Below are 14,505 nucleotides of genomic sequence, written 5' to 3' on the forward strand. Positions count from 1 at the left end.
TCTGAAGATGGCAACAAGCCAAAACGCTGCCTAGGCTTTGGCTTGTTCCATCTTCGAACTGCAGAGGGATTGCCATGGGCATCATTGGAACCATCTTCATCGGCCTCATCGTCGGCCTGCTGGCCCGCTTCATCAAGCCGGGCGACGACAGCATGGGCTGGATCATGACCATCCTGCTGGGTATTGCCGGCTCCCTGTTGGCCACCTATGGCGGCCAGGCGTTGGGCATCTATCAGGCCGGACAGGCAGCGGGCTTCTTTGGCGCGCTGGTCGGTGCCGTGGTCCTTCTGGTGATCTACGGATTCATCAAGAAACGCTGAATACTGGTTAGAATGCCCGGCAATTCATCCGAGTTGCCGAGCATTTCCATGCGTGCCTTTTTCCTTGTCCCCCTGCTGTTGGCCAGCGCCCTGGCCCATGCCGAACTGCCTGAAACCGACTGGCTGGAGTTGATGCCCAAGTCGGACCAGAAGGCGCTCGAGCAAATGCCCGAAATCGACCACAACTCACCGGAAGCCATGGGCACTTTTACCGACAAGGGTGGCCTGAAACAGAGCAAGGGCCTGCCGGCGGTGATGTACTCGACCAAGACCGTGGCAGCCATGAACGGCAAGGACATTCGCCTGGGCGGCTACCCCGTGCCGTTGGAAAGCGACGCCAAGGGCAACAGCACGCTGTTCTTCCTGGTGCCGTACCCTGGGGCGTGCATCCATGTGCCGCCACCGCCGCCGAACCAGCTGGTGCTGGTGCGCTACCCGAAAGGACTGAAGATCGATGACATCTACACACCGCTGTGGGTCAGCGGCACGCTTAAGGTGGAAAAGGTCAGCAATGACCTGGCCGACGCGGCCTATGCGCTGGATGCGGGGAAGGTGAGGGTGGTGGAGGATGCAGACCTCTGATTGCCTGCACCGGCCTCCTCGCGGGCAAGCCCGTAAAGAGGCCGGCAAAACCACTGTAAAACTCAGATCATTTCACAGCCGATCACGACGCCTAGCGAGTGACTCGCCCCTGGCCTCAGCTCCACCAGGTCATCCCACACATTCGCCGTCTCGATGCACAGCATCCGCTGCCAGCCGTCATCAGCCATGTCTGCCAGCTCCTTGGCCCGCTCGGTCCATGGGTTCCAGATCACCGCCGAGCGCGACCCGCTGCTGGTCAAGGTAATCCGCCGGCTCCAATGCGGGTCGACAATGCTCAGCGTCTGCGGGGTATCGAGGTAGATCCGGTCCGTCTCCCCGGCAAACGCCAGCGGCCCTTGCTGCTGGCGCTGTTCCCAGTCAGCCAGGGTCTCGATATAGCCCAGCCCCTCGACCCCTTCGACCCGCGCCTGACGCACATCGCTAACTGCAAAGTAACTATGCAGCGCCTGGCTGATGGTAACCGGGGTATTACCCATGTTGCGGCTGGTCAGGCTCAGCTTCAGCTCGTCACCCAGCTCCACCACCAGCTTCAGCTCGACGTCATGGGGCCACCCGGGCAGGTCGCCCTGCGCCTCAGGCAGCTCGAACTCGATACGCAGGCCGTCGCCCGCTTCCTCTATACCCAGCAACTGCCAGTCACGTGAGCGCGCCAGCCCGTGAGCTGGTGCCTGCTCGCCGTGGTACATGGCCTGCACGGCCTGGGGGTTGCGCTGCAAGTTGCCAAACCACGGCCAGCACACCGGCACCCCGGCGCGAACCGACTTGCCCTGGCGGAAGATGGCCTGGTCGCTCAGCCACAGCAGCGGCGGCTCGCCGACCCGCTGGTAGCTGAGGATCTGTGCGCCTTGCTGGGCGATCAGGAGTTCGGCGCGGTCGCTGCTGATACGCCAGCAGTTCAGTTCGCCATGTTGCTCGGTTACGACCTGGTAGGTAGCCATTGCATTCATCTCATTGGTTGCCAGTGGGCCTTGGACCCGGGCACATTCAATGAGTTTACCGCCGGCGAGGCTTAGCGACGAGGCACAGACCGGGTACGACCACTGCCGTCGATGGCGACGAAGACGAATACCGCTTCTGTAACCTTGCGCCATTCGCTGGACAGCGGGTCGTCGCTCCACACTTCGACCATCATCCGGATCGAGCTGCGGCCGATCTCCAGGGTCTGGGTATAGAACGACAGCTGCGCGCCGACCGCGACCGGTACCAGGAAGGCCATGCGGTCGATGGCCACGGTAGCCACGCGGCCACCGGCGACGCGGCTGGCCATGGCGGTGCCGGCCAGGTCCATCTGGGCAACCAGCCAGCCGCCGAAGATGTCGCCGAAGCCGTTGGTCTCGCGCGGCAATGCTGTGATCTGCAAGGCCAGGTCGCCTTGTGGGATTGGATCTTCTTGTTCGAGCTCAATCATGCGATGGGGCCTCTGACCCGTGACGCTTTTCGTTGGTGTGGCGCAAAGGCCGGGTAAACGATTCAGCTTGAAACATACTACGCCGATTTCGTTTCACTGGGCGGCCGTAGGGAAACTCTGCGAAACCGTCTGACAATACTGACCGGCGTTTTCGCACAACATCCCACGTTAGGGGCAACCTTTTCCTACGAACTGCCAGTATATAGAGCATAACGGCCAGCGACGACCGCGCATTCATGAATATGTGTAGGGATTTTGTATCGCTTTCAGCGCAGCTCGGCTATTTGCTATCTTCGCGTGTCCCCTAATCCAGAAGCCGCGTGCCAAGCGGCCTGCATGCCCTACAAAGAGAACAACGAGCGATGACTTCCGTGCCCAGCAGTATCGAGCAGCCCTCGCGGCCGCTGACCCGCAGTGACTACAAGACCCTTTCACTGTCCGCCCTGGGCGGTGCGCTGGAGTTCTACGACTTCATCATCTTCGTGTTCTTCGCCACAGTGGTCGGCAAGCTGTTCTTCCCGGCCGACATGCCCGAGTGGCTGCGCCTGATGCAAACCTTCGGCATCTTCGCCGCCGGCTATCTGGCGCGGCCGCTGGGCGGCATCATCATGGCCCACTTCGGTGATTTGTTGGGGCGCAAGAAGATGTTCACCCTGAGCATCTTCATGATGGCCCTGCCGACCCTGATCATGGGCCTGCTGCCAACCTATGCCCAAATTGGCATGTGGGCGCCGATCCTGCTGCTGCTGATGCGCGTGATCCAGGGCGCGGCCATCGGTGGCGAGGTGCCGGGCGCCTGGGTGTTCGTGTCCGAACACGTGCCTGCGCGCAACACCGGCTACGCCTGCGGCACCCTGACTGCAGGCCTGACGGCGGGCATTCTGCTGGGTTCGCTGGTGGCGACCCTGATTAACAGCGTGTACAGCGCCGAAGAAGTGGCCGATTACGCCTGGCGGATTCCGTTCCTGCTCGGCGGTGTGTTCGGCCTGTTCTCGGTGTACCTGCGCCGCTGGCTGCACGAAACGCCAGTGTTCGCCGAAATGCAGCAGCGCAAGGCGCTGGCCGAGGAATTGCCGCTGCGGGCCGTGCTGCGTGACCACCGTGGCCCGATCATCCTGTCGATGCTGCTGACCTGGATGCTGTCGGCCGGCATCGTGGTGGTCATCCTGATGACCCCGGCGCTGTTGCAGAGCTTCTACCACATCAGCCCGACCGACTCGCTCAAGGCCAACAGCCTGGCGATCGTGCTGCTCAGCCTTGGCTGCATCGGCGCCGGCAGCTTGGCCGACCGCTTTGGTGCGGGCCGCGTGTTCGTGATTGGCAGCCTGTTGCTGCTGGCCAGTTCCTGGGCCTTCTACCACAGCCTGCCGACCCGGCCTGAGCTGTTGTTCCCGCTGTACGCGGTGACTGGCCTGTGCGTGGGCGTGATTGGCGCTGTGCCCTATGTGATGGTCAAGGCGTTCCCGGCGGCGGTGCGCTTCAGCGGGCTGTCGTTCTCGTACAACGTGGCCTACGCGATTTTCGGCGGGCTGACACCGATGGTGGTGACGGCGCTGCTGAAGGTGAGCCCGATGGCGCCGGCCTACTACGTGGCGGGGCTGTGTGCCGTTGGTCTGGCCGTGGGCCTGTACTTGCTCGCCAATAAGCGCTGATCTGCTTCGAGGCTACCCGCGAAAAGGCCAGACCTGCTTACAGTGATGGCCTTTCATCCAATTGTCACAATGAAGTCATATCGTGTTCATGCGGCCTGCCGATACTTGGGCCCGTTCCATCCAACACCCCCATATTCCTGCTAGGAGCAAGGCATGAAACTGAAGCGTTTGATGGCGGCCCTCACCTTTGCCGCCGCTGGCGTTGCAACCGCCAACGCGGTAGCCGCTGTCGATCCTGCGATCCCGACCTACACCAAGACCACCGGTGTTTCGGGCAACCTCTCCAGCGTTGGCTCCGACACCCTGGCGAACCTGATGACGCTGTGGGCCGAGGCCTACAAGAAGGAATATCCGAACGTAAACATCCAGATCCAGGCGGCCGGCTCCTCCACCGCGCCACCCGCGCTGACCGAAGGCACCGCCAACCTCGGCCCGATGAGCCGCAAGATGAAGGACGTCGAGCTGCAGGCCTTCGAGCAGAAGTACGGTTACAAGCCGACCGCCATCCCGGTTGCTGTCGACGCCCTGGCCGTGTTCGTGCACAAGGACAACCCGATCAAGGGCCTGACCATGGCTCAGGTCGACGCCATCTTCTCTTCCACTCGCCTGTGCGGTGGCAAAGCCGAAATCAAGACCTGGGGCGACGTGGGTGTGACTGGCGACCTGGCCAACAAGCCAATCCAGCTGTTCGGCCGCAACTCGGTATCGGGCACCTACGGCTACTTCAAGGAAGAAGCCCTGTGCAAAGGCGACTTCAAGCCTAACGTCAACGAACAGCCTGGCTCGGCTTCGGTGGTGCAGTCGATTAGCTCTTCGCTGAACGGCATTGGCTACTCGGGTATCGGTTACAAGACTGCCAGCGTCAAAACCGTAGCCCTGGCCAAGAAAGAAGGCGGCGAGTTCGTTGAAGACAACGAAACCAACGCCCTGAACGGCACCTACCCGCTGTCGCGCTTCCTGTACGTGTACGTCAACAAGGCCCCGAACAAGCCTCTGGCCCCGCTGGAAGCCGAGTTCGTCAAGCTGGTGCTGTCGCAAGCTGGCCAGCAGGTCGTGGTGAAGGATGGCTACATCCCGCTGCCGGCCAAAGTCGTCGACAAGACCCTGGCTGACCTGGGCCTGTCGCACGCCGGTAGCGTTGCAAAGAAGTAAGTAACTGAAGAAGAGGCCGGTGCCGATGCCCGGCCTCTTCCACGAAATTCCAGTCCGAAGCCAGGTTCCCTGTGCGGCGGGCTTTCGCGCGTCACCACTTTGTAATGTTTTTGTCACACGGGACCGCTAGGGTGTGCGCATGAATGATCTGGCCAATTCCAACATGACCCAAAACTCCCAGCCCGTGCGCATTGATTTCAATACGCCCGAGTTGCAACGCAAGCGCCGCATGCGTGCGCTCAAGGACCGCCTGACCCGCTGGTATGTACTGGTGGGCGGGCTTGCCGTTCTGGCGGCCATCACCCTGATCTTCTTCTACCTGGCCTATGTGGTGCTGCCACTGTTCCAGGGCGCCGAGCTGACCAGCAAGAAAGCCCTGGCGCCAACCTGGCTGCAGCAGGATGCCGGCAAGCCGCTGATGATCGCGCTAGAAGAGCAGAACCTGGTGGGGATGCGAGTTTCGGACAAGGGCCAGGCATTGTTCTTCGATACCAAGACCGGTAACGAGCTCAAACGTGTCGACCTGCCTGTGCCGGCAGGCACCCAGGTTACGTCGATCAGCGCCGACCAGCCGGGTAGCCCGCTGGTGGTGCTGGGCTTGTCCAATGGCCAGGCGCTGGTGTTCCACCACACCTACAAGATCACCTACCCGGACAACAAGAAAACCATTAGCCCAGGCATCGACTACCCGTACGGCGAGCAGCCGTTCGTGCTCGACGAACAGGGCCGTGCGCTGGAGCACGTCAGCGTCAACGTCAATGGCGACACCTTGCTGCTGGCCGGCTCCACCGGCGCGCATCTGCAGGTGCTGGAGCTGACCCGCACGGAAAACATGATGACCGAAGAGGTCACCACCGAGCAGAACCGCATCGAACTGCCGCAAATGACCGAAGTGGTGAAGAACATCTTCATCGATCCGCGCCAGCAGTGGTTGTACGTGATCAACGGCCGCGCCACTGCCGACGTGTTCAGCCTGCGCGACAAGAGCCTCAACGGCCGTTACAAGCTGTCTGAAAGCGGCGATACCGAAATCACCGCCACGGCCCAGCTGGTTGGCGGCATCTCGCTGATCATCGGTGACTCCAAAGGCGGCCTGGCCCAGTGGTTCATGGCCCGCGACCCGGATGGCGAGTCACGCTTCAAGCAGATTCGTACCTTCCAGATGGGCAAGGCGCCTATCGTGCAGATCGACGCGGAAGAGCGCCGCAAAGGCTTCATCGCGCTGGACGCAGACGGCAAGCTGGGCGTGTTCCACAGCACCGCGCACCGCACCCTGCTGGTCGAGCCGGCTGCCGAAGGCCCAGGTATCCTGGCCCTGTCGCCACGCGCCAATCGCATCATCATCGAAGAAGGCGGCAAACTGCTGCCCTTGAGCCTGCGCAACCCGCACCCGGAAATTTCCTTCAGCGCGCTGTGGGGCAAGGTGTGGTACGAGAACTACGACGAGCCGAAATACGTCTGGCAGTCGACCGCCTCGAACACAGACTTCGAGCCCAAGCTGAGCCTGTCGCCGCTCACCTTCGGTACCTTGAAGGCCGCGTTCTACGCGATGATCCTGGCCGCCCCGCTGGCCATCGCCGCCGCCATCTACACCGCCTACTTCATGGCCCCGGGCATGCGCCGCAAGGTCAAGCCGGTGATCGAACTGATGGAAGCGATGCCCACGGTAATCCTTGGCTTCTTCGCCGGCCTGTTCCTGGCCCCGTACCTGGAAGGCCACCTGCCGGGCGTGTTCAGCCTGTTCCTGCTGATGCCGGTTGGCATCCTGCTGGCCGGCTTCGCCTGGACCCGCCTGCCGGAGTCGATTCGCCTGCGTGTGCCGGATGGCTGGGAGGCGGCGATCCTGATTCCGGTCATTCTGTTCACCGGCTGGTTCGCCCTGACCATGAGCCCGCACCTGGAAAGCTGGTTCTTCGGCGGCGACATGCGGCTGTGGATCACCAACGATCTGGGCATCACCTATGACCAGCGCAACGCCCTGGTCGTGGGTATCGCCATGGGCTTTGCAGTCATCCCGAACATCTATTCCATTGCCGAAGACGCCGTGTTCAGCGTGCCGCGCAGCTTGACCCTGGGCTCGCTGGCCCTGGGCGCGACGCCCTGGCAGACCCTGACCCGCGTGGTCATCCTCACCGCCAGCCCGGGTATCTTCTCGGCGCTGATGATCGGCATGGGCCGTGCGGTGGGCGAGACCATGATCGTGCTGATGGCCACCGGCAACACCCCGGTGATGGAGATGAACCTGTTCGAGGGCATGCGCACCCTGGCCGCCAACGTGGCCGTGGAAATGCCGGAATCGGAAGTCGGCGGCAGCCACTATCGCGTGCTGTTCCTGGCCGCTCTGGTGCTGCTGATGTTCACGTTCGTGATGAACACCTTGGCCGAGCTGATTCGCCAGCGTCTGCGCAAGAAATACTCGTCGCTTTGATAGAAAGGTAGCGATCCGTGAAAAAGGATTCCCTCAAAGGCTGGTTCAAGAGCGGCGCCCCCGGCGTCTGGATGAGCGGCGGCGCGGTGGCCATGGCGGTGATCATGACCGTCGGCCTGCTGGCGGTGATTGCCGTGCGCGGCCTGGGCCACTTCTGGCCGGCCGATCTTGTACAGGCCACCTACAAGGTGCCGGGCCAGGCTGACCACGTCGTCATCGGCGAAGTGGTACAAAAGGAAGAAGTGCCACGCGCCCGCCTGAAGGGTGCCGGCCTGCCGGTACCAGACCAGGGCCCGGAGTTCATGACCCGTGAACTGATCAAGATTGGTAACCGCGACCTCAATGGCAGCGACTTTACCTGGGTGGTCGGCGACTGGCTGGTTGACGAAAAACGCCCGGCCGACCTGATCGCCCTGGAACGCCGCGAGTGGGGCAACTTCTATGGCTACCTGGTCAGCGTCAAGGAAGAAGGCCGCGTGGTGGCCGAAGGCCCTGCCGCCTGGCACGAACTGCAGGCCCGCCTCAAGCGCGCCAACCAGCTCAACGGCGAGTTGCAGCAGCTTGAGAAGAAGGACATCGGCGCCATCAACCATGGCCTCGAGCGCCTGCGCCTGCAGGCCCGCAAGCTGGAGCTGGACGGCAAGCTGGACGCCGCTGCCCAGGCCGACATGGACGCCGACCGCGCTGAGCTGAACAGCCGCTACAAGGCCATCGAAGACCGCCTGACCGGCCTGCACCAGGCCTTCGCCCGCGACAGCCTGGTGGCCCGCGATGGCAACGGCCGTGAAGTGGAAATCAACCTGAGCAAAGTGGTGCATGCCATCCAGCCGAACGGCATGTCCGGCTTCACCAAGCTGGGTACCTACTTCGCCAAGGTCTGGGAGTTCCTCAGCGACGACCCGCGTGAAGCCAACACCGAGGGCGGTATCTTCCCGGCCATTTTCGGCACCGTGATGATGACCCTGATCATGGCCGTGATCGTCACCCCGTTCGGCGTGCTGGCTGCGGTCTACCTGCGTGAGTACGCCAGGCAGGGGCCGGTGACACGGCTGATTCGCATTGCCGTGAACAACCTGGCCGGCGTGCCGGCGATCGTCTACGGCGTGTTTGGCCTGGGCTTCTTCGTCTACGTGCTGGGTGGCTCGATCGACCGCCTGTTCTTCCCTGAAGCGCTGCCGGCACCGACCCTGGGTACCCCGGGCCTGCTGTGGGCATCGCTGACCCTGGCACTGCTGGCCGTGCCGGTGGTGATCGTGGCCACCGAAGAAGGCCTGGCGCGTATTCCGCGTACCGTGCGCGAAGGCTCGTTGGCCCTGGGCGCGACCAAGGCCGAAACGCTGTGGAAGATCGTCCTGCCCATGGCCAGCCCGGCCATGATGACCGGCATGATCCTCGCCGTGGCCCGCGCCGCGGGTGAAGTCGCGCCGCTGATGCTGGTGGGTGTGGTGAAGCTGGCGCCGTCGCTGCCGGTGGACGGTAACTACCCGTACCTGCACCTGGACCAGAAGATCATGCACCTGGGCTTCCACATCTATGACGTCGGCTTCCAGAGCCCGAACGTCGAGGCCGCGCGGCCGCTGGTGTATGCCACTGCGCTGTTGCTGGTGCTGGTGATCGCGACCCTCAACCTCTCGGCCGTGTGGATCCGTAACCACCTGCGCGAGAAGTACAAGGCGCTCGACAGCTGACCCTGATTGCAAGCGTGCCGCCCACCAGCCGGGCGGCCCTTTGAAACGAATTGATAGCGTATGGAGTAGACCATGCAGCAAGATTCCCATACCCACGGCCACGGCATCGACATGTCTGCCCTGGGCCGCAACAAGCAGAGCCTGCGCCTGGCCGAAGAAACCGTGGCCATCGAAGTACCTGGCCTGAGCCTGTTCTACGGCGACAAGCAGGCGTTGTTCGACGTCAGCATGAACATCCCCAAGCAACGCGTGACTGCCTTCATCGGCCCGTCCGGCTGCGGCAAGTCTACCCTGCTGCGCACCTTCAACCGCATGAACGACCTGGTTGACGGCTGCCGCGTGGAAGGCGCCATCAACCTGTACGGCAACAACATCTACCGCAAGGGCGAGGACGTGGCCGAGCTGCGCCGCCGTGTGGGCATGGTGTTCCAGAAGCCCAACCCGTTCCCCAAGACCATCTACGAGAACGTGGTCTACGGCCTGCGTATCCAGGGCATCAACAAGAAGCGTGTGCTCGACGAAGCCGTCGAGTGGGCGCTGAAGGGCGCAGCCCTGTGGGACGAGGTCAAGGACCGCCTGCATGAGTCGGCGCTGGGCCTGTCCGGTGGCCAGCAACAGCGTCTGGTCATCGCCCGCACCATCGCCGTGGAGCCGGAAGTGCTGCTGCTCGACGAACCGTGCTCGGCGCTGGACCCGATTTCGACCCTGAAGGTCGAAGAGCTGATCTACGAATTGAAATCCAAGTACACCATCGTCATCGTGACCCACAACATGCAGCAGGCGGCCCGTGTTTCGGATTACACCGCGTTCATGTACATGGGCAAACTGGTCGAATTCGGGGATACCGACACCCTGTTCACCAACCCGGCGAAGAAGCAGACCGAAGACTACATCACCGGTCGCTACGGTTAAGCGGCGCTCGTGATGAGCACCTGGCCTCCTACAGGGCTGCGTTACCAAAGGACAAAACGATGATCAACAAAGAAAGCCTTACGCACCACATTTCCCAGCAGTTCAACGCCGAGCTCGAAGAGGTGCGCAGCCACCTGCTGGCCATGGGCGGGCTGGTTGAAAAGCAGGTCAACGACGCGGTCACCGCGCTGATCGAAGCCGATTCTGGCCTGGCCCAGCAAGTGCGCGAGGTTGACGAGCAGATCAACCAGATGGAGCGCAACATCGATGAGGAGTGCCTGCGTATCCTTGCCCGCCGCCAGCCGGCCGCCTCGGACCTGCGCCTGATCATCAGCATCTCCAAGTCGGTGATCGACCTGGAGCGTATTGGTGACGAGTCGACCAAGATCGCCCGTCGCGCCATCCAGCTGTGCGAAGAAGGTGAGTCGCCGCGTGGCTACGTCGAGGTTCGTCATATTGGTGACCAGGTGCGCAACATGGTCCGTGATGCACTGGACGCCTTTGCCCGCTTCGACGCCGACCTGGCGTTGTCGGTGGCTCAGTACGACAAAACCATCGACCGTGAATACAAGACCGCGCTGCGCGAGCTGGTGACCTACATGATGGAAGACCCGCGCTCTATTTCGCGGGTGCTGAGCGTGATCTGGGTTCTGCGCTCGCTGGAGCGAATTGGCGACCATGCGCGCAACATCTCCGAGCTGGTGATCTACCTGGTGCGCGGCACCGACGTACGTCACATGGGCCTCAAGCGCATGACAGCAGAAGTGCAGGGCACAGCTGTCGCTGATGGCGAAAAGGCTAATGTTTCGGGCGAATCTGACGATAACTAAGGTTGCTCCCGAGCATCGACGCCCGGCCTTGGCCGGGCGTTTTCGTTTGCGGTCGAGCGCCTGCAGGCACCCGCGAACGATGTGAAGAAGTCCCGGCGTGACCAGGTTGTAGCAAATGGCCATTATTTGGCAGTAGGCTAGTCGGGGTTCAGAAGGAGTATCGATGAGTAAAGTGAATGTGCTGGTCGTGGATGACGCGCCGTTTATCCGTGACCTGGTCCGCAAATGCCTGCGCAGTGCCTTCCCGGGCATGGCCATCGACGACGCGGTCAACGGTCGCAAGGCCATGGCCATGCTGGACAAGGAAGCGTTCGACCTGGTCCTGTGCGACTGGGAAATGCCGGAAATGTCGGGCCTGGAACTGCTTACCTGGTGCCGCCAGCAGCCTGCGCTGAAAAACCTGCAGTTCATCATGGTGACCAGCCGTGGCGACAAGGAAAACGTCATTCAGGCGATCCAGGCGGGTGTTTCCGATTTTGTCGGCAAGCCGTTCACCAACGAGCAACTGCTGACCAAGGTAAAAAAGGCCCTTACCAAGATCGGCAAGCTCGACAGCCTGATGGCCAGCGGCCCGGCGCGGGTGAATTCGGCGTTTGCCAATGATTCGCTGAGTGCCCTGACAGGGGGCAAACCAGAAGCGGCCAAGGTGTCGGCCCCCGCACCGGCCCCGGCTGCCATCAAGCCATTTGCCGCAGCCCCCACGCCACCTGCCCCCGCACCGACCGGGCGTGGCCAGGGCCAGTTGCGACTGGCCAGCGGCATGCAGCCCTGTGTGATCAAGGCACTGAGCTTGAAGGAGGCCTTGCTGGTGGTACGCCGCAGCGAAGCGCTGCCGCAGGTGCTGGAAGGTGCGGTGCTGGACCTGGAGCAGGGTGAGAGCGCTGAAGTCGCGCGGTTGAACGGCTACCTGCATGCTGTCGCGGCATTGGAGCCCAAGCCCGACAGCGACTGGCTGCAGTTGACCTTCAAGTTCGTCGATCAGGACGCCCAGAAGCTCGATTACCTGTCGCGCTTGATCGCCCGTGGCACTGCACAGAAGCATTTCACCCCCGGCGCTTGACGCCAAAGCAGGGGCAGCACAGTGCTGCTCCTGCGCCATCCGACCAACTGCAATACCCACCGCAAAACCCGCTGCTAGGCTTCGAGACATCAAAACTGTCAAAAAGCCACCATCATGCCCACGCGCCTGCTGCTGTTCTGTGCATTGCTCATGGTCTCGGCGTCGAGCCTGGGTGTGACCCTCTACAAGATCACCGACGATTCCGGTGTGGTCTCCTATTCCGACCGGCCAGGCCCGGGCGCCAAGCCCTTGGTGCTGCGCGAGCCCATGGTCGAAACGCTGGAGGGCCAGGTGCTGTTGAACGCCAGGACCTTCGACGGTGGCGTGAGCTTTTCGGCGCGCAACGAACTGCATGTACCCGTGGAGGTCGAGTTGCGACTGGACAATCTGGTGAACGCGCAAGGCGGTGATGCTCCGCGCATCGTGCGCCGCTTGCTGCCGCCGCGTACCACGCAAATGCTCAGTGTGCTCCGGGGGCGCCCCGGGCTGCTGCTGAACTACCGCTCGACCCTGCTGCAGGCCATGGGGGACCCGGGCATGCGGCCACAGGGCTTCCGTTACGCATTCCCTTGGATTGGCGGGCCGTTCCGCGTCACTCAGGGCCCTAACGGGCGTGTCAGCCACTTTGGGCCAAAGGGGCGCTACGCCATGGACATCGCCATGCCTGAAGGCACCACCATCATTGCGGCGCGCGAAGGCGTGGTGGTGAAGACGGAAAACACCCAGAGCGGGCGGGGAACCAACCCTTCAGGGAATTTCGTCAGGATCCTGCACCCGGACGGCACCATGGGCGTGTACTTGCACCTGATGCGCGGTTCAGTGGTGGTGGCGCAGGGGCAGCGGGTACGGCAGGGGCAGGTACTGGCCAAGTCGGGCAATACTGGCAACAGCACCGGGCCGCACCTGCATTTCGTGGTGCAGCGCAATGTGGGGCTGGCGCTGGAGTCGATACCTTACCGGTTCGACAGGCCGATCAGCGGGTTACCGGACTTCACTGCCGGCAACCCCTGACCGATATCGTCATCAGTCCAGCTTCAGCACCTTGGCCAGCACGATCTTGGGCCCTTTCATCTTCTTGATGATGATGCGCAGCCCCTCGACCTCAAGCACTTCCTCTTCTTCAGGCACGCGCTTGAGCGTTTCGTAGACCAGCCCGGCCAGGGTCTCTGCCTCGATGTGGTCGAGGTCGACCCCCAGCAGGCGCTCGACTTTGAACAGCGGTGTGTCGCCGCGTACCAGCAGTTTGCCTGGCTGGTAAGCGAGGATGCCGCGTTCGGTCTTGCGGTGCTCGTCCTGGATATCGCCTACCAGCACTTCCAGCACGTCTTCCATGGTCAGGTAGCCGATAACCTTGCCGTCGGCTTCCTCCACCAGCACGAAGTGCGCGCCGCCCTTGCGGAACTGCTCCAGCAACTGGGCCAGCGGCATGTGCCGCGACACGCGCTCCAGGGGGCGGGCAAGGTCTTCCAGGTCGATGGTTTCGGGCAAGTGCTCCAGCTCGGCCAGCTCCAGCAGCAGGTCCTTGATGTGCAGCAGGCCGGTGAACTCTTCGCGCTCGGCGTCATACACCGGATAGCGGCTGAACTTGTGGCGGCGCACCAGGGCCAGGATCTGCTTCAACGGCGCATCGGCGTCGATGCTGACCATGTCCTCACGCGAGTTGGCCCAGTCGACCACCTCCAGCTCGCCCATTTCCACGGCCGACGCCAGTACGCGCATACCCTGGTCGCTTGGGTCCTGACCACGGCTGGAGTGCAGGATCAGCTTCAGCTCTTCACGGCTGTAGTGGTGCTCGTGGTGCGGGCCAGGCTCGCCTTGGCCGGCAATACGCAAAATGGTGTTGGCGCTGGCATTGAGCAGGTAGATGGCTGGGTACATTGCCCAGTAGAACAGGTACAGCGGCACCGCGGTCCACAGCGACAGCAGCTCTGGCTTGCGGATGGCCCAGGACTTGGGCGCCAGCTCGCCGACCACGATGTGCAGGTACGAGATGACGAAGAAGGCGACGAAGAACGAGACGCCTTTGATCAGCTCGGGCGAGTCGACCCCGAAGTACGCCAGCAGCGGCTCGAGCAGGTGGGCAAACGCCGGTTCACCGACCCAGCCCAGGCCCAGCGAGGCGAGGGTAATGCCCAACTGGCAGGCTGACAGGTAGGCGTCGAGCTGATTGTGAACCTTGCGCAGGATGTTACCGCGCCAGCCGTGCTGCTCGGCGATGGCCTCGACGCGGGTGGCGCGCAGCTTGACCATGGCGAACTCGGCGGCAACGAAGAAGCCGTTGAGCAGCACCAGCAGGAAGGCAAAGATGATCATGCCGAAATCGGCGAATAACGAGGTGAGGCTGATACCAGGGGAAGGGTCCATGATGGAGTTTTTACGGGGTCCGTCTTAGAGATAGAGAGAAAAAAAGTGCCAGCTTTTGCTGGCACAGGGGATCCAATGTAGCGGCTGG

General features: G+C 62.5%; 13 protein-coding genes. 10 read left to right on the forward strand and 3 right to left on the reverse strand.

Annotation, left to right across the window (positions count from 1 at the left end):
• The first annotated feature begins 74 nt into the window (after nucleotides 1-74).
• The gene (locus tag FHW75_RS00860; protein ID WP_010955824.1) at nucleotides 75-320 is read left to right on the forward strand and encodes a GlsB/YeaQ/YmgE family stress response membrane protein; all 246 of its coding nucleotides are present in this window, start codon (nucleotides 75-77) and stop codon (nucleotides 318-320) included.
• Nucleotides 321-368: 48 nt separating this feature from the next.
• Nucleotides 369-902 (forward strand): DUF3299 domain-containing protein, encoded by a 534-nt coding sequence (locus FHW75_RS00865; RefSeq protein ID WP_161751323.1) that lies wholly within the window; start codon nucleotides 369-371, stop codon nucleotides 900-902.
• Nucleotides 903-964: 62 nt separating this feature from the next.
• On the opposite strand, the gene FHW75_RS00870 is transcribed toward FHW75_RS00865, so the two are convergent.
• A complete protein-coding gene (locus tag FHW75_RS00870; protein ID WP_016712732.1) occupies nucleotides 965-1,861 on the reverse strand; it encodes a D-hexose-6-phosphate mutarotase in 897 nt (298 codons plus the stop codon).
• A gap of 71 nt (nucleotides 1,862-1,932) precedes the next feature.
• Nucleotides 1,933-2,331: an acyl-CoA thioesterase gene (locus FHW75_RS00875; protein ID WP_016712731.1), complete on the reverse strand. Its 399-nt coding sequence runs from the start codon at nucleotides 2,329-2,331 to the stop codon at nucleotides 1,933-1,935.
• 362 nt (nucleotides 2,332-2,693) lie between these two features.
• On the opposite strand from FHW75_RS00875, the gene FHW75_RS00880 reads away from it, so the two are divergent.
• From FHW75_RS00880 to FHW75_RS00915, 8 genes are all read left to right on the forward strand, one after another.
• Entirely contained in the window at nucleotides 2,694-3,983 is a 1,290-nt protein-coding gene (locus tag FHW75_RS00880; RefSeq protein ID WP_019096627.1) for an MFS transporter, read from the forward strand.
• Between the two features lie 153 nt (nucleotides 3,984-4,136).
• Nucleotides 4,137-5,135: a phosphate ABC transporter substrate-binding protein PstS gene (locus tag FHW75_RS00885; protein ID WP_019096628.1), complete on the forward strand. Its 999-nt coding sequence runs from the start codon at nucleotides 4,137-4,139 to the stop codon at nucleotides 5,133-5,135.
• A 139-nt stretch (nucleotides 5,136-5,274) separates the two neighbouring features.
• The gene (locus FHW75_RS00890; protein ID WP_025754238.1) at nucleotides 5,275-7,563 is read left to right on the forward strand and encodes an ABC transporter permease subunit; all 2,289 of its coding nucleotides are present in this window, start codon (nucleotides 5,275-5,277) and stop codon (nucleotides 7,561-7,563) included.
• Between the two features lie 71 nt (nucleotides 7,564-7,634).
• Entirely contained in the window at nucleotides 7,635-9,251 is a 1,617-nt protein-coding gene (gene pstA, locus FHW75_RS00895; RefSeq protein ID WP_156866896.1) for a phosphate ABC transporter permease PstA, read from the forward strand.
• A gap of 72 nt (nucleotides 9,252-9,323) precedes the next feature.
• Nucleotides 9,324-10,163 (forward strand): phosphate ABC transporter ATP-binding protein PstB, encoded by an 840-nt coding sequence (gene pstB / locus FHW75_RS00900; RefSeq protein ID WP_183673039.1) that lies wholly within the window; start codon nucleotides 9,324-9,326, stop codon nucleotides 10,161-10,163.
• A gap of 59 nt (nucleotides 10,164-10,222) precedes the next feature.
• Nucleotides 10,223-10,993 (forward strand): phosphate signaling complex protein PhoU, encoded by a 771-nt coding sequence (gene phoU / locus FHW75_RS00905; RefSeq protein WP_019096631.1) that lies wholly within the window; start codon nucleotides 10,223-10,225, stop codon nucleotides 10,991-10,993.
• Nucleotides 10,994-11,156: 163 nt separating this feature from the next.
• Entirely contained in the window at nucleotides 11,157-12,053 is an 897-nt protein-coding gene (locus tag FHW75_RS00910; RefSeq protein ID WP_027614806.1) for a response regulator, read from the forward strand.
• A gap of 114 nt (nucleotides 12,054-12,167) precedes the next feature.
• Nucleotides 12,168-13,064, forward strand: coding sequence for a peptidoglycan DD-metalloendopeptidase family protein (locus FHW75_RS00915; protein ID WP_016712724.1), 897 nt, complete (start codon nucleotides 12,168-12,170; stop codon nucleotides 13,062-13,064).
• Nucleotides 13,065-13,076: 12 nt separating this feature from the next.
• On the opposite strand, the gene FHW75_RS00920 is transcribed toward FHW75_RS00915, so the two are convergent.
• Entirely contained in the window at nucleotides 13,077-14,417 is a 1,341-nt protein-coding gene (locus FHW75_RS00920) for a hemolysin family protein (RefSeq protein WP_027609972.1), read from the reverse strand.
• Nucleotides 14,418-14,505 lie beyond the last annotated feature (88 nt).

Source organism: Pseudomonas sp. OG7 (assembly GCF_014192825.1).
GTDB lineage: Bacteria > Pseudomonadota > Gammaproteobacteria > Pseudomonadales > Pseudomonadaceae > Aquipseudomonas > Aquipseudomonas monteilii.